Origin of the sequence: Maribacter sp. LLG6340-A2 (assembly GCF_045057105.1) — a bacterium.
Taxonomy (GTDB): domain Bacteria; phylum Bacteroidota; class Bacteroidia; order Flavobacteriales; family Flavobacteriaceae; genus Maribacter.
In genome coordinates this window covers 3530564-3549833 of sequence record NZ_CP159332.1, presented here as the reverse complement: position 1 = coordinate 3549833, position 19270 = coordinate 3530564, and the positions used below count along the sequence as shown (strand labels likewise).

Annotated in this window: 18 protein-coding genes; 3 read left to right on the top strand and 15 right to left on the bottom strand. The window is 34.7% G+C overall.

Annotated elements, in window-relative coordinates; translation table 11 throughout:
- Positions 1-41: 41 nt before the first annotated feature.
- The 5 genes from ABVM52_RS14945 to ABVM52_RS14925 all read right to left on the bottom strand — a co-directional run bounded on the left by ABVM52_RS14945 (position 42) and on the right by ABVM52_RS14925 (position 6635).
- A complete protein-coding gene (locus tag ABVM52_RS14945; protein WP_405381877.1) occupies positions 42-1388 on the bottom strand; it encodes a M24 family metallopeptidase in 1347 nt (448 codons plus the stop codon).
- A 96-nt stretch (positions 1389-1484) separates the two neighbouring features.
- The gene (locus ABVM52_RS14940) at positions 1485-3476 is read right to left on the bottom strand and encodes a von Willebrand factor type A domain-containing protein (RefSeq protein ID WP_405381876.1); all 1992 of its coding nucleotides are present in this window, start codon (positions 3474-3476) and stop codon (positions 1485-1487) included.
- Between the two features lie 99 nt (positions 3477-3575).
- Entirely contained in the window at positions 3576-4640 is a 1065-nt protein-coding gene (locus ABVM52_RS14935; protein WP_405381875.1) for an AMP-binding protein, read from the bottom strand.
- Complete coding sequence (locus tag ABVM52_RS14930; protein ID WP_405381874.1) at positions 4627-5592, bottom strand: CPBP family intramembrane glutamic endopeptidase; 966 nt, start codon at positions 5590-5592, stop codon at positions 4627-4629. Before ABVM52_RS14930 ends, ABVM52_RS14935 begins: the two co-directional genes overlap by 14 nt.
- Positions 5583-6635 carry an o-succinylbenzoate synthase gene (locus ABVM52_RS14925; protein ID WP_405381873.1) on the bottom strand — a complete coding sequence of 351 codons (1053 nt, stop codon included), beginning with the start codon at positions 6633-6635 and terminating at the stop codon, positions 5583-5585. Before ABVM52_RS14925 ends, ABVM52_RS14930 begins: the two co-directional genes overlap by 10 nt.
- Before the next feature lie 54 nt (positions 6636-6689).
- Here ABVM52_RS14925 and ABVM52_RS14920 point away from each other — a divergent pair, with 54 nt between their 5' ends.
- The gene (locus ABVM52_RS14920; RefSeq protein ID WP_405381872.1) at positions 6690-7475 is read left to right on the top strand and encodes an SDR family oxidoreductase; all 786 of its coding nucleotides are present in this window, start codon (positions 6690-6692) and stop codon (positions 7473-7475) included.
- A 1-nt stretch (position 7476) separates the two neighbouring features.
- Here the strand turns inward: ABVM52_RS14920 and ABVM52_RS14915 are convergent, their stop codons facing one another.
- The 9 genes from ABVM52_RS14915 to ABVM52_RS14875 all read right to left on the bottom strand — a co-directional run bounded on the left by ABVM52_RS14915 (position 7477) and on the right by ABVM52_RS14875 (position 16992).
- Complete coding sequence (locus ABVM52_RS14915; RefSeq protein ID WP_405381871.1) at positions 7477-9450, bottom strand: histidine kinase dimerization/phosphoacceptor domain -containing protein; 1974 nt, start codon at positions 9448-9450, stop codon at positions 7477-7479.
- Between the two features lie 412 nt (positions 9451-9862).
- Positions 9863-10624 carry a LytR/AlgR family response regulator transcription factor gene (locus ABVM52_RS14910; RefSeq protein WP_405381870.1) on the bottom strand — a complete coding sequence of 254 codons (762 nt, stop codon included), beginning with the start codon at positions 10622-10624 and terminating at the stop codon, positions 9863-9865.
- Between the two features lie 33 nt (positions 10625-10657).
- Entirely contained in the window at positions 10658-11566 is a 909-nt protein-coding gene (gene menA, locus ABVM52_RS14905) for a 1,4-dihydroxy-2-naphthoate octaprenyltransferase (protein WP_405381869.1), read from the bottom strand.
- Positions 11566-12177: an SPOR domain-containing protein gene (locus ABVM52_RS14900; protein ID WP_405381868.1), complete on the bottom strand. Its 612-nt coding sequence runs from the start codon at positions 12175-12177 to the stop codon at positions 11566-11568. The genes menA and ABVM52_RS14900 overlap by 1 nt, the downstream gene beginning before the upstream one ends.
- Positions 12178-12345: 168 nt before the next feature.
- Positions 12346-13182 carry a S1 RNA-binding domain-containing protein gene (locus ABVM52_RS14895; RefSeq protein ID WP_405381867.1) on the bottom strand — a complete coding sequence of 279 codons (837 nt, stop codon included), beginning with the start codon at positions 13180-13182 and terminating at the stop codon, positions 12346-12348.
- A 94-nt stretch (positions 13183-13276) separates the two neighbouring features.
- Positions 13277-13621, bottom strand: a complete 345-nt coding sequence (locus tag ABVM52_RS14890; protein ID WP_405381866.1) for a DUF2853 family protein — start codon at positions 13619-13621, stop codon at positions 13277-13279.
- A 33-nt stretch (positions 13622-13654) separates the two neighbouring features.
- Positions 13655-15406 carry a 2-succinyl-5-enolpyruvyl-6-hydroxy-3-cyclohexene-1-carboxylic-acid synthase gene (gene menD, locus ABVM52_RS14885; RefSeq protein ID WP_405381865.1) on the bottom strand — a complete coding sequence of 584 codons (1752 nt, stop codon included), beginning with the start codon at positions 15404-15406 and terminating at the stop codon, positions 13655-13657.
- Between the two features lie 49 nt (positions 15407-15455).
- Positions 15456-16568, bottom strand: a complete 1113-nt coding sequence (locus ABVM52_RS14880) for a chorismate-binding protein (RefSeq protein ID WP_405381864.1) — start codon at positions 16566-16568, stop codon at positions 15456-15458.
- A 1-nt stretch (position 16569) separates the two neighbouring features.
- Positions 16570-16992, bottom strand: a complete 423-nt coding sequence (locus ABVM52_RS14875; RefSeq protein ID WP_405381863.1) for a PaaI family thioesterase — start codon at positions 16990-16992, stop codon at positions 16570-16572.
- Between the two features lie 65 nt (positions 16993-17057).
- On the opposite strand from ABVM52_RS14875, the gene ABVM52_RS14870 reads away from it, so the two are divergent.
- Positions 17058-17693, top strand: coding sequence for an alpha/beta hydrolase (locus ABVM52_RS14870; RefSeq protein ID WP_405381862.1), 636 nt, complete (start codon positions 17058-17060; stop codon positions 17691-17693).
- 2 nt (positions 17694-17695) lie between these two features.
- Entirely contained in the window at positions 17696-18250 is a 555-nt protein-coding gene (locus ABVM52_RS14865) for a GNAT family N-acetyltransferase (RefSeq protein WP_405381861.1), read from the top strand.
- A gap of 2 nt (positions 18251-18252) precedes the next feature.
- Here ABVM52_RS14865 and ABVM52_RS14860 read toward each other — a convergent pair whose 3' ends face one another.
- Positions 18253-19179 carry a hypothetical protein gene (locus tag ABVM52_RS14860; RefSeq protein WP_405381860.1) on the bottom strand — a complete coding sequence of 309 codons (927 nt, stop codon included), beginning with the start codon at positions 19177-19179 and terminating at the stop codon, positions 18253-18255.
- Positions 19180-19270: the final 91 nt, after the last annotated feature.

Genomic DNA, 19270 nt, shown 5'->3' with positions numbered 1-19270 from the left:
ACAATTTTTCCTACAAATGGATTCCAACACTGGAATATGATTTAATTACCCTGATGCCCCTTTACCCTAGGTATCAATAAAAGTTCTGTCTGTCTACCATTTACGTACCTAAAACCATCTTCCCCATAGAAACCAGCTTCTTCAAGCATAATGCGGATATCCCTATTCCACTCAGGAATGTTAATGGTAGTATTCAATTCAATAGCATAAACAGTGTTTGGATTTAACGGATAGTTCTCTCCATCATCTTTCATGACACCTTCTTGAGAATCCCACATACCAATTGTTGTGCCCGCTGAATGACCGTAACTACCTAAAGGGTGTGTGTAAATGGAAGGTTTTAACCCTGCTTTCTTTGCCTGGCTCAATGACTTGGCCAAGATTTCATTTCCAGTTCTTCCTTTTATCATATTGGTGGTCAAAAAATCTTGGACTTTATTTCCATCTTTTAATCCGTTCACCAAGAAGTCAGGCGCTGATGTTTCTTCTGGTTTTAATACATAGGCCAATTCTTGACAATCTGTATTTAAACGCAGATATGTAATTCCAAAATCGCAATGTACCAAGTCACCCGGTAGTATTACCATATCTTCTGGTTTATCGGCAAAAGAGTAAAATTCGTTTGCCCCCTCTTTTTGGGTTCTTTGTACATCTATAGTTGGGTGAAACCAAGTCTCCAACCCTAAATTGGTAACTTTTTGTCTCATCCACCAAACCACATCAGAAGTTGTGGTAATTCCCGGAGTTATTACTTTCTCTGAGAATGCTTCGGCTATGATATCATGTGTAATATTTACCAATTGATTGTAAATAACCATTTCACGTTCTGTTCTAGTCTCAATCCAGCGAACAGCAAGTTGCTCTGCCGAAGTAACTTTTGAAGTGAACTTTTTAGGCAGATTAGCCATAAATTCATCATAGTCGGTTTTATCCAAACCATCAGCAATATTGTGGTCTTTTGAAAAATTGAGTCCGATTTTCTTCGGATTTCTTTCTGAAATCAATTGCATTAACCGTGCCCATTGATTAGGTTCTTTCTCCTTATCCCAAGCAGAAACAATATTCTTACCGACGTTATAGCGGGCAACAGCCAACTTCTCTATCGTATTCTTTGCCTTGTCTCTATAAAACAATAGGATAGTTCTTCTACGGGCATTCAACCACGTAGCCGGAAGCATAGTCTTCATTACAGGATCTTCATTGTATTCCCTAGAAATGACTACCCACATATCTAAACCCGAAGCATCCATAAGTTTTGGTAGTAAGTTGTTAAAACGGTCCTCTAGAATTTCATCTATAACTATGGCTCTTTCTTTTTCGTTTAGGATTTGTTGGGCATTACTTTTACTAATAAAAATTAGAAATGTTAAAAGGAATAGTTTTTTCATGAGTGTTGCTTGGTATAAGCCTTGAAAATACAAAATTTCACTTGTTAGAAATAAACTATCCCTTGAATATCAATTTGTTTTATTATTTAAACATAATTAATAGCCGTTCGCTACCAAATTGTCATTAGCACTTTTAACCAACCTAATAAACTCTGCTCTATATCCATTTACATCTTTTCCCCTTCCCTTCTCTGCCAATACAATTACATCATTATAGGTTGTTTTATTAGTAAATTTAGACTTTCGTAATTGTTGACCAAATAATGCAACAGCCGCAGAAAACTGAAAATCTTCAGACATTTCTTGAGTATCTACATTCTGAACATGAACCAATTCTAAACTCTTTTTACCATCAGGTTTTTTGTATCTAATTTTCACTGTAAACAACTCATCTGAAAACGTATTTTCATTAGTATTGCTAGCATATTTCAATTTAGGTATATCTTTATCATATACTGTTTTTACCCCTACTTCTATTATTTCATATAAGGCAGTTACCTTATGCCCACTACCTAATTCACCTGCGTCTTTGGTATCATCTATAAAATCTTCATCAGCTAATAATCTATTTTCATATCCTAGTAATCGATACGATTTTACTTTATTAGGATTAAACTCTACTTGAAGTTTCACATCTTTTGCTATAGTAAACAACGTACCGCCAAATTCCTTACCTAATACTTTCTGAGCTTCTTGCATGGTATCGATATAAGCATGATTTCCATTTCCTTTATCTGCCAATGTTTCTAATTTAGAATCTTTGTAATTACCTATACCAAATCCCAAAACGGAAAGAAAAACACCAGACTCTCTCTTTTTCACAATCAAATTTTCCATGTCATTATCACTGGACAAACCAACATTAAAATCGCCATCAGTTGCCAGTATTACTCTATTACTTCCATTTTTCTTAAAATGCTTTTCTGCTAATTGATACGCTAGCTCAATACCCTCACCTCCTGCTGTTGACCCACCTGCTTCTAAGTTATTTAAGGCATTTATAATTTTTGCTTTATCACTACCCGATGTTGGCTCTAATACTACACCAGCCGCGCCAGCATAAACGACAATAGAAATTCTATCCTTAGCTCTTAATTGATTTACCAATAATTTAAATGCTGATTTTAACAGTGGTAATTTATTGTCTGCTGACATAGACCCAGAAACATCAATAAGAAAAGTAAGGTTAGATGCTGGTAAATCTTCATTTAAATACTCCTTTCCTTGTAGACCAATACGAACCAATTTGGTATCCTTATTCCAAGGAGTTTGCGCAACTTCCGTATTTACGGAAAAGGGATGCTCATTTTTAGGTTGTGGATAATCATAATCAAAATAATTAATCATTTCTTCAATCTTGACCGCATCAATTGGAATCTGTTGCCCCCTATTTATGAATCTTCTAATGTTACTATAAGCGGCTTTATCCACATCAATTGAAAAAGTAGACAACGGATTGACACCAACATTATGGAACTGATTTTCATAGATGCTGGCATAATTTTCATCGTTCTTTACAGGATAATTTCCTTTTTTTATTTCGAAAGGCGGCTGTACAGCATGGTTGTATTGCTTTTCTACAGGAGCTCCATCAACAAGGTACAAAGGGCTTTTTACTGCACCTCTAGTTTTTTTAAGTTGTACAGAACTTATTCCTCTAATATTAACACCGCTTACCTTACCCTGTAAAAGGCTACTGATGTCAGTATTGTAAGATTGTCTATTTATATTGGTAACAGCACCCGTTATTTGAGATTTTCTTTGAATACCATACCCTGTAACGACAACCTCTTGTAACATTTCATAATCTTCTTCAAGAGACACATTAATAATCAACTTATCTTTTATTTTAACTTCATGAGTTTTGTAACCAACATATTTATATTCCAATTTGGCCCCTTGCCGCACCGTTAAAACATATTGCCCCTCAAAATCTGTTTGTGTACCATTGGTGGTACCTTTTTCAATTACACTAACACCTGGCAGAGGATTGCCTGTATTATCGGAAACGGTACCATTAATTTTAACTTCCTGCGATAACAGTAAAACACTTTTGAGTAAGAAGAATAGGAAAATTGCATTTTTCATAATAATTGGTTTAAAGTTTGTGCAATAAACCTATCAAGAAAGAAATGCAAAAAAAATGAAAAATGAGTGAAGTGTGGCTTTGAGCTAGGTAAGTTATAACTACAGGAAGAAACTCATAGTTTTTTGTCGCTGCACTTTTCCACTTTCAGTGCGTTGAAACTCTTTACAAACCAAAATAGCTTTCGGCTTCTCAAATTTCTTAAAATCGGTAATGGAATCTATTATTTTCTGAATTTTTTGTTTACTCGTATTTTCGGCGACCAATACTATTTTTTGACCTAGTTCCTCATCTGGAAGTCCCGTTACAAAGAAAGGAGTATTCATATACTTTGAAATTACGTTTTCTATACGTTCTGGGTGTAATTTCACTCCGCCTGAATTTATAACATTATCAATTCTCCCTAGCCATTTAAACTCCCTATCTGACACCAGTTCAATAACGTCATTGGTTCTAACAATTTCATCTGTAATTTTTGGTGCGTTAATTACCAAACAACCTCTATCATCTTTTGAGATTTCAATATCTGGCAAGGTAGAAAAAGGAAGGTCATTTTCAGCACCAAGGTTTAAAGGCTTTACAGCGATGTGGGTTATAGTTTCCGTCATGCCATAGGTTTCAAAACTAGCATTGGAAACAGAAAGCAACTCTTTTCTCAACGTAATAGAAATAGGTGCACCCCCTATTATCAATTTTTTAATTAGATGTAATTTAGGCAACGAGTGTGCAACTTGCATAGGCACCATTGCTCCAAAACCAAAAGATCTAGAGACACCTTCTAACGGATTCGAAGTTGGAGGCACAAAATATATATCTAAACCTAACACTATGGCTCTTACCAACATCATTTTACCCGCAATATAGGTAGCCGGCAGGCACAATAAGACAGAAGATTTAGGAGTTAAATTAAAAGAGCTACCTGTTGCCAGAGCACTATTAGTCATGTGCTCTTTCTTTAATGAAATAGTTTTTGGCCGACCCGTTGAACCAGAAGTTTTTACGAATAACGTTTGTGAATCATCAATCCAATCCAGTAAAAATTCACCTATATGTTTTTCAAATTCTTCACCTTCCTTGATAAAACTATAGCTAAGTTCTACTAAGTCGCTTTTGTTATATAGACGACCATGTATAGAAAAATCTGGGTGTATCTTAATGTTGAACAATTTCTTCTTTTTCTAATGCTAAAAACTCCTCTTTGGATAACACTTTGCCCGTAAGTTTTTCCTTCCAATTAGACCATTCATATTTTTTTGAAAACAACACCAGTAAAATAGGGAATACCACCAATACCGGAACAAGAATATCCCACCCTAGTACGGGGTCGGAAACATCACGATATAAAGAATCTGTCTGAAACGCGGTCCAATCTGCCGTCACCAATAAAGCCGTTGTTAAATTATTGGCCGCATGGAACCCAAGGGCCAATTCCAAACCTTCGTCCATTAAAGTTATAATACCCAAGAAAAAGCCGGTTCCTATGTAAAATATCAAAATTCCATAGCCTAATTTTTCTACTTCAGGATTCATAATATGAAGTAAACCAAATAATAAAGAAGTGAACACTAACGGAAACCACCTATTTTTTGTCATGACACCCAAACCTTGCATCATATAGCCGCGCATATAGTATTCTTCCATACTAGTTTGAAGGGGAATCATACAAATAGCAACTATAGCCAGTGTTAAGAAAGGTACAAGATTAAAATTAAACTCATAATCTTCTGGAGAAAGCCAAATATCCAGAAAAATAAAACTAATGGATATAGCCGACCATAGAAAAAAAGCAAACCAGATTCGTTTATAATCAACTTTTTTTCGTGATGTAGTAAGTGATGCCAATGATTGCTTATGAACAAACTTGACAAATATAAAAACGGATAGCAGCGCTATTGCAAAAGACAACAACATTAAAAACAAGAATGTATTTGAACCCAGAACATCTGACATTGCACCAATATCACCACTCATCATGGCAGACATACCGCCGTCTTTTAGTGCTAAGGCAGCAACCAAAGGTACAGCCGCAATGGTTTGCCAAACAAACAACACTCCTAAAATCCCTAAAATATAACGCCAACCTTCACTTAAACCTTTATACGCCTGTTCTATATACATAATCTATCCATTAAATTTGAATTCCATTCTTTAGAGGTGTTATAAAATAAGCCTCCGTTTTTCACCTCTAAAGGGCTATCAATATTATTTGTAAACAAAGCTCCGGTTCCCAGGCCTTGTGGCATTTTATTATTTAAAGTCGCTGTCCATTGCGCTATAGCGTTCAAGCCAATATTGCTTTCCAATGCACTGGTAACCCACCACCCTATATGATTCTTTTCGGCAATTTCAATCCACTCCTTACTGCCGTAAAAACCACCTACTAAACTTGGTTTCAAAATGATGTATTGCGGTTGTATAGTTTGTAGCAACTCTTGTTTCTTTGTTACATCTACAACACCGATTAATTCCTCGTCTAGCGCAATTGGCAACGGTGTAGCTTTACAAAGCTTTTGCATCTCTTTCCATTGCCCCTGCTTTATAGGTTGTTCTATGGAATGCAAATCAAGTTGGGCTAAATTCTCCAATTTAGACAACGCTTCTTTTGGAGAAAAAGCACCATTGGCATCTACCCGCAGTTCAATTTCTTCTCTGGAATAACGTTTTCTTATAGATTTAAGCAACGCAATTTCCGCATCAAAATCTATAGCACCAATTTTCATTTTTATGCATGAAAAACCATCTTTTAACTTTTGCTCTATTTGCTGATGCATAAAATCTTTATCGCCCATCCAAACCAAACCGTTAATTGAAATTGGTTTTTGGGCTTTTAAGAATTTAGAGCTGAAAAGTTGAAAGGGATTATTTGACCGAAGCGATAAAAAAGCCTGCTCTACCCCAAATTGAATACTAGGGAAATCTTGCAAATGCTTCAATAACTCAGTTTCTCCTAAATGAATGTTTTCTTTAACCCAAGTACATTTTTCTTCGTATTCAGGTACATCATCAAAACTAAGTCCTCTAAATAATCCGCACTCGCCAATTCCCCAATTTCCATTTTCCTCTAAAATTAGAAACCAAGTTTCTTTTGTTCGCAAAATACCTCTAGAGGTTCCGCTAGGGTTTTTAAAATTGAGAATGTACTTTTTAAAAGATGCTTTCATATAATCCTTCAAATTTAGCTATATTTTCACTTTAATACCGATGGATTTAAAAGAATGGAAAATAAGGTAATTTGGATTACAGGCGCATCTTCAGGAATTGGAGAAGCATTAGCATATCAATTAAATGCGAAAGGTGCAAAACTTATTATTTCGGCAAGACGCGAAGAGGTGCTATTAAGCGTAAAAAAAAACTGTAAATCACCAGAGAATGTAACCGTACTCCCACTTGATTTAACCAATTTTGAATCCCTAGGAAACATCACTGAAAAAGCTTTTACATTATTCGGTAAAATTGATGTTTTAATCAATAATGGCGGACTCAGCCAGCGTTCTTTGATCATTGAAACCAATTTTGACGTCTACCAACAAATGATTAATGTTAATTATCTGGGTACTGTTAAACTAACAAAGCATGTATTACCGCACTTCATAGCTCAAAAAAGTGGTCATTTTGTAACTGTTACGAGCTTAATGGGTAAATTTTCCTCTCCGTATCGTTCGGGTTATTGCGGAGCAAAACATGCATTACACGGCTTCTTTGATGCATTACGGATGGAACATGAAAAGGATAATATTAATGTATCTATTATTTGCCCAGGGTTTATACAGACCAACGTTGCAAAAAATGCTCTAACCGGAAACGGCACAGCGTTACAACAAGAAGACGATGCCACGGAAAACGGAATGCCAGTTGAAAAATGTGCCCGTGAAATTATATCGGCAATTAGAAAGAAACGTTTTGAAACTTATATAGGTGGCAAAGAAAAATATGGTATTTATCTGAAACGATTCTTCCCTAAACTATTACATAAGGTGGTGTTGAAAAGTAAAGTGAGGTAACTTATTTAAAATTAAACCAAAAACGAACCCCTTCGGTAGTTTTATCGGTATTCAAGGTCGTCTGTAGTTGATTGGCCAACCTGCTCATTAATCTAAAGCCCATAGAAGTTTTAGCCCTTTCATCAGAATCATCGGGTAAACCTATACCGTTGTCCGTGTATTCAAAAAAGCCCTCTTTACCCACCAGTTTTCGTAGATGGATATAAATTTTTCCATTACTGTCATCATGGGGAAAAGCATATTTGAAAGAATTTGAAACCAACTCGTTCAAAATTAATCCAAAAGGTATGGCACGGTCAATGTCCAGCTCAACTCCTTCCGCATCTATTGCTATATTAATATTATGTCCACCTTTTTTATAGACAGATTGTATGCTATTGATAAGACTTTCTATGTACCCTTGCATTTCAATAACCGATAAATCATCGTTCTGATAAAGTTTTTGGTGTATCAACGCCATGGCCTTTACCCTACTTTTACCTTCTTCCAATGCTTCTATGGCCGCCTTACTGGTGGTATTTTTAGTCTGCAAACTCAATAGACTGGACACCATCTGCAAATTGTTCTTTACCCTATGGTGAATTTCCTTGAGCAAGGAGTCTTTTTCTACGAGCGCATTTTCTATAATATACTTTTGCTCGGCAATTAAACGCTGATTTTTAATACTTTTTAAATAGGCATAGACCAAGCCCGCAAAACCGATTAAAGTAAATATTAAGGATACGAAAACCAGGCTAATCTTGTCATCCCTTGCCTTAATATCCTTTCTGGATTCCTCCAATTCCGCTTTTTGAAGCTCCATCATTTTCCTAGAATTCTCCAAATCTTGGGCTACAACAGATGTCAATTGTTGGTTTATGATATCTGATGCCTGTGCATCTATAGAATCTCTAATCTTAATATTGCGTTTTAAATAAAAGGTTGCATTTTTAAAATCACCAGTTTTATAATAAAAGTCCGCGTATATTCTATTGCGCTTAAGGATGTTCTCCGTTTTAACCGGATTCATTTCATCACTTAAATAATCCGTAGCCTTGGCAAAATTGTCCAATTTTAAATAACAATCTGCAAGAGCCAATGTATTTTCAATAAAGTCGGAAGAAAATTTACCTTTATTAAATGTTTTTATGATATCCCTACTCTCCTCCAGATAAGGAATTGCTTTTTCATATTCTTTAAGTTGAAGATGACATTTTCCAATATTACCAATAATAATAGCTTTTAAGATTTTACCATCTGTGAGTTCCTTATCTGTTCTTTGGTTGGTAACATCACTTAGGAAGACCTGTATTAACCCTTCTGACTTTTTAAAATAGCTTAGGGCAGTTGGTGCCGATTTATCCAGCCTTAAAAATTCACCAATAGTATTATTGTAAATGGCTTGGCCATAATAATCATCATCTTTAAGTTCTTTTTTCTCCTCGGTCATGTAATCCTTCATCGCTTTGCGATATTGACCAAGGCTTGCATAGATATCATAGAAAGCAATATTCTCTGTAAACCCAAGCTCGCGCTTAAGGCGCCTAACCTCTATTTGTTTAGAGAACATCTGTAATTTGGCGTAGTTATCGTCTAACAGATTCAAGATGGTCTTCTTGAGTTCCTTATCCAATTCATCTAAACTATCAAACAAAGATTTTGAAATGGCCAAACTTTTCTCATAGTTGCCAAGATCATGATATATCTGAGATTGTATAAGTTGATAATTTCTTATGGAAACCGTATCATTGGTTTTTTCGGAACTATTTAAATATACCTTTACCGTATCTAACCAATCATAAGGAGAAACTAGATTGTATCTATTTGGTGTATTGAAGAAAAAAAACGTTCGTAGTTCGCCGTTTTCCAGTTCTTGAAATTGCTGGTAGTAATCTTCATTTTGCATTGATAGGTCCTCCTGCTGTGCCCATACCATGCACGAGAATACGCTAAACAATAGCGACCATATCAAATTTAAAATTAGATTTCTTTTCATATAAACTAAAAAGTAGATTCAAACATAAAACAAATACCTGTTTCTACTAAATTTTTGTTGTGAACCTAAATTATATTGATATCAATACACCTTAAGCCCAAAAAGTGTGTTCTAGTTACTTTTCGTAACAAATCATCATTAAGATTCTATTATGCTAAAAATCCAATGTAAATATGGATAATTAGATGAAATCATAATGCTAATTTGCAATACCACAAATTTATAAAATAGCCTTACTGAGTTTTTTTAATTGTTGTGTAACTACCTATATATGTTGTGAAATCAATTTTGAGTCAAACACCATGTATTTCATCGGTAAAATTGGTATTTAGTCGATAAAAATAAACCGTTTACCAGTTCATAAAACTAAAAAAAGCACCCTAAAAGGTGCTTTTCTGAAGTGAAATTATAGTTATGAATTCATTGCTGAAATAATGAATTCTTTAAAATCTTTTGAAATTGGAATTAAAGTATTATTGATCATAATATCTTTTGAGTTTATGGCATCAATATGATCTACATTAACAATATAGGATTTATGAGCCCTATAAAACTTATTTTGGGGCAATTTTTCTAAATAATCCTTTAATGGTGATCGTACCAAAAACTTCTTATCTACTGTATTGACCTCCAAATAAACATTATCCGCTTTTATGAATTGGATATCACCAAATTGAATTCTGTAGTAAAGATGTTGCTTTTTGACAAAAATAGAATCCTTTAAAATAGAATTGGACATAGGAACATCCTCATTGACCGTTTCATTAGGTAAACCCTTAGATGAATTTTGTTTACCATATATAAAGTTAGAAAGTGCAATTTCTATAGAGGTATACAAATCTTGTTGCTCAAAAGGTTTTACCAAATACCCATTTGGTTTTACCGTTTTGGCATTCTCAACCGTGGCGCGGTCAGAGTTTGATGTTACGAAAATAAAAGGAATATCATAATTATCCCTAATATGCTTTCCTAAATCAATACCAGTTTTATCAGAAGCAAGGATAATATCGATAAGGACTAAATCTACCTGTTGCGTTTTTAATACCTCTACCGCTTGTTCATAGACGATTACATTATCTACAATTTCATATCCTATTTCCTCTAACATGGACTGCATATCATCAGCGATAATTACATTGTCCTCAACAATTAGAATTTTTATGGGTTGTTCCAAGGTTAAAAATGGTTTAGAAGGTTACAATCAAAATTACAAAAAATAATAATAACTAATAAAAAACAGCAATGCCGTCATAAAGGTACTAAGAGCCAACTTTTTAAGCTCTGGATCTAGATTTGCTTCATTCTCAGTAACAGATACCTTACGCATATGAATAAATACCGGCAAAAATCCTATAAGACTTACATAACGTAGATGTGATCCATTTGTTGTGAACAAAAAATAAAACAGGCATAAAAATGCCGTAACCAATATAAGGTAGTGATATTTTTTTGCCTTCGCATACCCCATCTTTACAACAACCGTATTTTTACCTACTGCTTGATCTGATCTATGGTCACGCATATTGTTTAAATTAAGCACCCCCACACTTAATAACCCAATAGATATTGCTGGCAACAGCGCTAGTGGGTAAAACGATTTAACAAACAAGAAATGCGTACCTAAAACACTCACCAATCCAAAAAAAACAAAAACGAATACATCACCCAATCCATAATAACCGTATGCAGATTTGCCCACCGTATATTTTATGGCTGCCCAAATTGCAAATCCGCCAAGTACTAAAAAAAGAATAATATAATCTAAATTGTCCGTGCCAAAAGACACTAATACTAAAAGGATCACCAAAAAGATATTGATGACGATACTGATATAAATACCACGCTTTAATTGAATTGCCGTTAAAAGACCGCTTTGTAGTGCCCTTTGTGGCCCAATTCTGTCAGAGTTATCCGTTCCTTTAACCCCATCTCCATAATCATTGGCAAAATTGGAGGTTACTTGCAGACCCACCGTTGTCAATAATGCCAAAAGTAAAATACTTAAATTGGTAAAACCTTGCCAAGAGGCAATAGCTGCACCTACCAGAATACCTGAAATTGATAATGGAAGAGTTCTAAGTCTTGCTGCGTTGAGCCACGCCTTTAGTTTGATCACTAATAAGGATCTTCTATTTGAATACGCTTACCATCCTTGTACGAAGCAACAAACGCATCATCAAAACCAATATCAACCAATTGTTTTCTAAATGACTGTGCTTCTTCCAATGTTTCAAAATTGCCTAAGGAGTAGGAATAAAAAGGATTGGTTTTAACGAAAAGTGTGTTTGTCAAAGCTTCGGATGCCAATGTGACGTTGTTATCCACAAAAGATTTTACCTGTACCGAATAAATTTTCTCTTTTTCAAGAAACTCCTTGGCCAAGTAAAATTCCTTTACCAGGCTTAATTCTTCATTTTGCTCCTTTAGATTATCAATACGTGCCTTTATAGCATCTAAACTATCTATAGAGGTAAATACTAAATCGTTGTTATTGTTTTTCTTACTGAAGCCTCCGGAAATACTTATTCCTGCGGTCAATGAACCAAAAGCTATTGCCGCTAGAATAAAAAATGTGGTTATTCCCGCAAAAATATTGCGCTGTATTTTACTCTTTTTAAGTTCCTTATTTTTAAACTTGATTTGATCTAATAAACGCTCGTTGATTATTTGCGCCTTATCGACATCTTTGTGTAATTCCAATAAATCACTTTCTTCTATAAAAGGCATATAAATAGGGAAATTTTTGTTCTCGATCCTAAATGTAAGCTAAAAAATGTAATAACTTTTCATATCCTACGAAAATAAAATTATTTGATTAGTCTCACAAAATTCCTTTCAAAAAAATAATGTATAAATCTGCAAATCAATTAATTAAGAAATTTCTCACAATGGCAATCAATCTTCGTTCAATGAAATGCCATCTGCCTCCAAATTAATTTTTCGTGCTTTGTATAACGTACCTACCCCTTTTTTAAAAGTCTTTTTACTCATTTGAAAGGTGTCTCTTATATCTTCAGGTGACGATTTATCGTGCAAGGGCAAAAATCCGCCATGCTCTTTTAATACTTCAAATATCTTGGTTGCGGCAGGTTCCAAAACGTTTGCTCCCAATGGCTGTAGCGATATATCCAGTTTATTATCCTTTCTAATGGTCTTAATACAGCCCGGGATAACATCGCCAATATTAATAGGTTTAAAAACCTCGTTGAAGTAGACCAATCCTTTATGACGTTCATTTACAATCACTTCCCAACCTAAATCTGTCTGCCTGGTTACCACCAGGTCTACTTGCTCCCAAACTTTTAAGTCAATATTATCATTGCTTAAAAATTTATCCAATTTATTAGACGCTACCAATCTACTAGAACGTTCATCTAAGTAACAATGAACCACGTACCATTGCCCTTCCTTCATTTTTACCCGTTGCTCTCTAAATGGTACCAAAAGATGCTTTTCCAAACCCCACTCCATAAAAGCACCAAATTCATTTACCTCAGCTACTTGCAGCAACCTAAATTCTCCAAGCATAATGTCTGGTTCCAAGGTAGTGGCTACAGGTCTTTCATCATAATCCAAATAACAAAAGACTTTTAATTTATCACCTATTTCATATGTGGGAGGCACATATTTATTGGGTAATAAAACATCATTACCCTCATCATCACCTAAAAAAAGACCTACACTGGTATCTCTTAAGATTTCAAGATTATTAATTCGTCCTAATTCTATCATGGCACAAAATTACATTTTATAATCCACAAACCTAATGGTAAAAAAAGACCGTTGCCAAAAATGACAACGGTCTAAGATCTGTACTTTTAAAATTCTATTTTTCGTAAACAGAAGCTTTATTAAAATGCTTACAAAGCATATAGTAAATAACGGCTCTATGCTTGTTTCTGTTGGATGAGCCATATTTATCCATTACAGTTTTGATGGCATCATCTAGCTTAGAATCATCCGCTAAACCTAATTTCTTAATTAAGTAGTTATTTTTAACGGTATCCAATTCCTTTTGATCACTTCCAGAAACTTTGGAAGCATCTATATTATAAATTGAAGGCCCAAGACCAACTGTTACTTTTTTAAGCAAATCCATATCTGCGTTTTCACCAAATTTATCCTTGATGTCAGCAGCATACTTTTCAATTAAATCATCTCTTTTACTCATGTTAGTGTGTTATAATTAATGGTTAATACACCCCTAAGATATAAAACGAAAATATTCAATCAAAATTTTATCGTTTATTAATGCCGGCGTTTCAATTTCCAAGAGCTTTGGCCGATCGGAATCCCCAAAAAAATCAAACAATTTTTCACTCAATGTCTGCTTAGAATTTGCCACGTGGTATTCAAAATTATACATCTCACAAAGATGCTTGGCATTTAAATGATGACGTGTTTCAAAATAAGTTTGAAAAGTATCCGATTCTTTTTGTCCCGGCAGAATTCTAAAAATGCCCCCTCCTTGGTTATTTATAACAATGATCTTAAAATCATTTTTAATATAATTATTCCACAAAGCATTGCTATCATAGAAAAAACTTAAATCACCGGTAATGAACAATGTTGGGCCGGTATGTACAAACGCCGCCCCAATTGCCGTAGAAGTACTGCCATCTATACCACTTGTACCTCTATTACAATTTACTTTTACAGAAGCATCAATCTCAAATAATTGGGCATATCTAATCGTGGAGCTATTTGCCAATTGCAATAGATATTCCTTAGGTATTTCCTTGAAAATGGAATTAAACGCATAAAAATCTGAAAAGGGAATTTGAGCAAGGTAGGCAGCTCTTTTATCTTTATAATTCTCCTTTACCTTATTCCAACCTTTAAAATATGTACTTTCCTTTATACCATTGTTTAGATACATCTCCTTAAAAAAATGGTCAACAGGCACTTTTGTATGTTCTTCCAAACAAAAGAATGTATCATTGGCCCTATTGCCGCCTATATGCCAATGGTGTAGCGGTTTAAATTTTCGCAAAAATGCCTTAATTTTTTTTGAAACGATAAGTCCGCCAAAAGTTATTAAAACCTCTGGTTGCAACTTTTTAAAATTTTCTTCGGTTTTACTACCAATTTCTATGGGAGCAATTATAGAATCTATACTGTTGAAGAAATTAGGATGGTTAATGTTGGATGTGGTTTCCGTAAATACTACAATACTGGGATCACTTGCCAATTTATTAATCCAAGTTTCATTTAAGGTATGTGGCGTATTAACCCCTACTAGAATCATTTTTTTGGTAGAGCTGCTCCAAATTTGCCTCTTACTTTCCAATGGAGCTTCAACCTGAATAGGATTTACCAAATCCGGTATATTCACCGCAGTAGTTGGCTGTAGTGAAATTTGATATAAAGGCTCTTCAAAAGGTACGTTGATGTGCACTGGACATTGTTCCCGTAGCGCAAATGACAATGCTTTATCTAGTTCCCCATCATTATGATCCTGCACCTTGCTTTGAGAACTTTCTATATCATTATCAACAATCCAGTCTGGTCTATATTTTTTTACAATTTCCGTAGAATGGGTAATATCTTGCTTAAGATTGGCAGAATACCCAATTTGATTTTCATAAATATTTTTTTGATGAATAGTCTGCCCATCACCTATTCCTACCTTATAAAAAGGTCTATCCGCAGATATGACCACTAAGGGAATAGCACTATAAAACGCCTCTGCAACCGCAGGATAATAATTTAACAATGCACTGCCAGAGGTACAGAGAACGGCCACCGGTTGCTGTAACTGTTGCGCCATACCCAAAGCAAAGAAACCAGCACACCTTTCGTCCACAATACTAAAACATGTAAAGAATGGGTCCTCCGTAAACGATATGGTAAGCGGTGCATTTCTTGAACCGGGAGAAATTACAATATTTGAAATATTCTTGGCCCTAAAGTGTTGCACAATGGATTGGGCAGTTGGTATAGATGAGTATTTCATGGACTTCAAAAATACAACCAAAGCCCTATATAACCCAAAAGTTATAGGTCTATTTGCTATTCAAAACACGTAACATGGTCTTACTTTTTATTGCGGTTTCCTCCCACTCCTTTTCAGGATCGGAATCTTCCGTTATACCCCCGCCAACATATAGGATAGCTTCATTATTCAAAAGTTGCATACACCGTAGATTCACATAAAGTTCCGATATTTTCTTTACGCTTCTGTAAGCACTGTTTTCCTGGTTTTTACGGTTTCTATTTCTAGGCTGCTCTGCCTTAATATTTAATTCTCCCAAAAAACCGGTGTAGAAAGAACGTTGATAATATTCATTGTTAAGAATAAAACTTTTTGCGTCTTGTAATGGATTACCACAAACCGCAGGTGTTGGGTGCAAAGCTTGCAATATGTCCCCAAATTTGCTTGGTAACATAACGCCTTTCAGCTCCGTTCGGAGATGCCATAATTGTCCCGCCTTTATAGATTCCTTATCCAAAATCTGCAGCGTCTCTGCATTTTTATCTAAGACGTCCACAATATAATCGGTAACCAACTGCTGTTCGTTCAACTCTTTCAAAGTCCACTGTGGTGGGTCATCCCCCTGAACCTTTTGTGTACCCGCTAGGGACATAGTGGTAAACTGATTACCACTACTTTTAATCAATATTTCTGGAGTAGCCCCCATCCATGTTCCTATATTGGGATGATACAAATAATAACAAAAGGCTTCTTCATAAGTTGCCAGAAGACGATGGAATATATCAAGATGGCTATCAGTAATTTCTACCTGAATTTTTCTTGACACAACCACTTTGTTAAACGCCCCTTTTTTAATTTGGGCCAAAGCCTTTTGTACTAAACTTATATAATTCTCCTTTTCCCCAACATCTTTGGAAAGTATATTTAGTTCAGCATTGTAATTACTTTTATCTAAAAACAATGCTTCTCTTAAGACACTATCCATCCTAATATATACGGCGTCTGCATCAGAATCAAACGGGGCAAAAATAAAGCCCGTCTCTTCAAAATCATCTACCCTATATACCTCATCATTATGTTGAAATACTCCAACTAATTCATTGGAATTTGGCTTTTTATAAAGTACAAAAGGTAAATGCTCGTGTAAGCATGTCCTGGCACGATTAAAAAGTTCCTGCACCATCTTAATTTCTGGGTAAGGCTATTGTTGTTAATTTACAAAGGGATACCAATTCATCTGCTTCATTGGTTATTTTAATTTCCCACAATTGTGTTGTTCTACCCTTATGCACAATTACCGCTTTCGCATACACAAAACCATCCTTTACACTTTTAACGTGGTTAGCGGAAATTTCTATACCACGTACAAAATATGAACTAGCGTCCAAAAAAATATAAGAAGCGGCACTACCAACACTTTCTGCCAAGGCTACCATGGCACCACCATGTAGCACGCCGTCTGGTTGATGAACCCTTGGGGTTACCGGCATTTTAGCCAATAAAAAATCTTCCCCCACATCTACATAATCAATTTGCAAGGTCTCCATCAAAGTGTTCTTTGAAGTTTCGTTGCAAATTTTAAGAATTTTCTCTTTGTAGTCGTTCATTCTTTTTTTTGTAAAATTACGCATTACATAATCAATTCTAAAGTTTGAAAACAAGTGATTTTACAATGAAGAACACAATTAAGACCGTTTCTTATACCTCCACAAACTCCTACGAAACCTTAAACGAGCTAAATGAACAAACCAAAAATGTATGGCTTGTTTTTCACGGTATTGGATTTTTAAGTAAATTTTTCTTGCGTTATTTTGATGAATTGAATGCAGATGAAAATTATATAATTGCTCCGCAAGCACCATCTAAATACTATTTAAAAGATTCTTATAAACATGTTGGAGCAAGTTGGCTGACCAAAGAGGACACCCTAATGGAAACCAATAATGTCTTTAATTATCTTGATGCCGTATGGGAACGTGAAAAAATACCCAAACAATGTAAGCTTATTATTTTAGGGTTTTCCCAAGGTGTCTCTATAGCATTGCGCTACTTAGCATATAGGCAATTAGCGTGTGATAAATTGGTCATATATGCTGGAGGCATACCTAATGAACTTCATAGAACACATTTTAACTTTTTAAACACTACGGAGGTCATTTCCATCATAGGAGATAAAGATGAATATCTTTCTCAAGAAAGGTTAAAAGAAGAACGTAAAAAGCTGCTATCTTTATTTGGTCAAAGCATACATCATATCAACTTTAACGGAGGTCATGAAGTACGCAAAGAAATCATCAATCAATTATAATTATGAGTATTTCTTCTATTTTACAAGACAGCAGGGTTAAACTTAGCCCTTTAAACTTATCCAATTATAAAGAACTAATTGCGATAGCATCTCAAGATAAATTGGTTCAATATTCTCCTTCTGATATCAAAACGCCCGCTAGCTTAAAAAACTATGTAGAAATAGCATTGCAACAAGAAGAGAACGGCACTAGTATTCCATACATCATATATGACAAAAAACTAAACAAATACGCTGGCTCTACACGTTTCATGAACATCAACCATAAAAACAAAGTCCTTCATATTGGTTCTACTTGGATTGGCAAGGAATTTCAAGGCACAGGTCTTAATACCCATATGAAAAAATTAATGCTAGAATATGCCTTTGAAACTTTAGGGTTTGAAAAAGTTGAATTTAGGGTAGACGAAAGAAATGTTGTATCTAGAAAAGCTGTAGAAAAGCTTGGTTGTACCTTAGAAGGTATACTCCGTAAAGATGTATATCTATTAGATGGTTTTAAAAGGAATACATGTTGTTATCGCTTATTAAAAGAAGAGTGGTCTGCCAATAAATAAACTTACTTATTATCTTTTATAACTCCTTTATAATAGGTGATTTTTCTGGTTTTATATGAATTGTCCGGTGTAATGATTTGCTTGATCCAATTACCTTGGTTTACTTGGTCATATTGATAGATATATTCTTTTTTTGAAGTGCCTGACCCGGATTTGGTTATTTCCTCAACCAACATATTTTTATCGTCATAGATATAAGAAGTCCTAACGGTAGGCTCAAAACTTTGTTCCGTTTCGTTATAATTAAATTTTTGCTGTGCCATTAATTTACCATCCGTATCATAAACCTCTTCAAATGCCATATTTGCTTCACCATTAAGATATTTCTTGGTCAACACCACCTTTTGCGCCGGTTTGTTTTTGGGTTTTAAAATAGAGGTTCTTATAGATTTTAAAGGCTGGTCATTTAATAGGTAGGTAACGGTATGTTCCCCATTTATCTTTGTATGTTCCACTTGGGTAAGGTCAGTACCTTCATTGTTGGTTCTTTTAATGCTAACGATATCTCCGGCTTCATCGTAATTATAAATATATTCTTCTAAAAACTGCTTATCATAAGAAAAGATACGCTCTTGAATTTTTAAATTTTCCGTTGAATCTATTTCATAAAAATGTGCAATGGAAGTATTGGGGTCAAACTCATTGTTTTGATAAGATTCTGAACGTTTTTCTATTAAATGATTGTTCTTGTATTTATAATAGACTACGTCATAATCTTCTGCATTATAGCGTGTAACGGATTTTGTAAGCAATCCTTTTTTATTAAAATCATATTCTTCCTTGCCATAATCCGTACTAACCAAACAAGTTTTTACACTATCCCTCAAATCAAAATCGGACAATGTGAATATTTGTATTTCTTGACCGTGCAACTTGATTGAAAAAGTAATGCCAACAACAAATATAATTTGTAAGTATTTCTTTACCATAGTGCAAAATTAGGGTATTATTACTGGGTGAAAAAAGAAATACGATAAAAGTAAAAAAGGGCGGTAAATACCGCCCTTTTTAATATCAAAT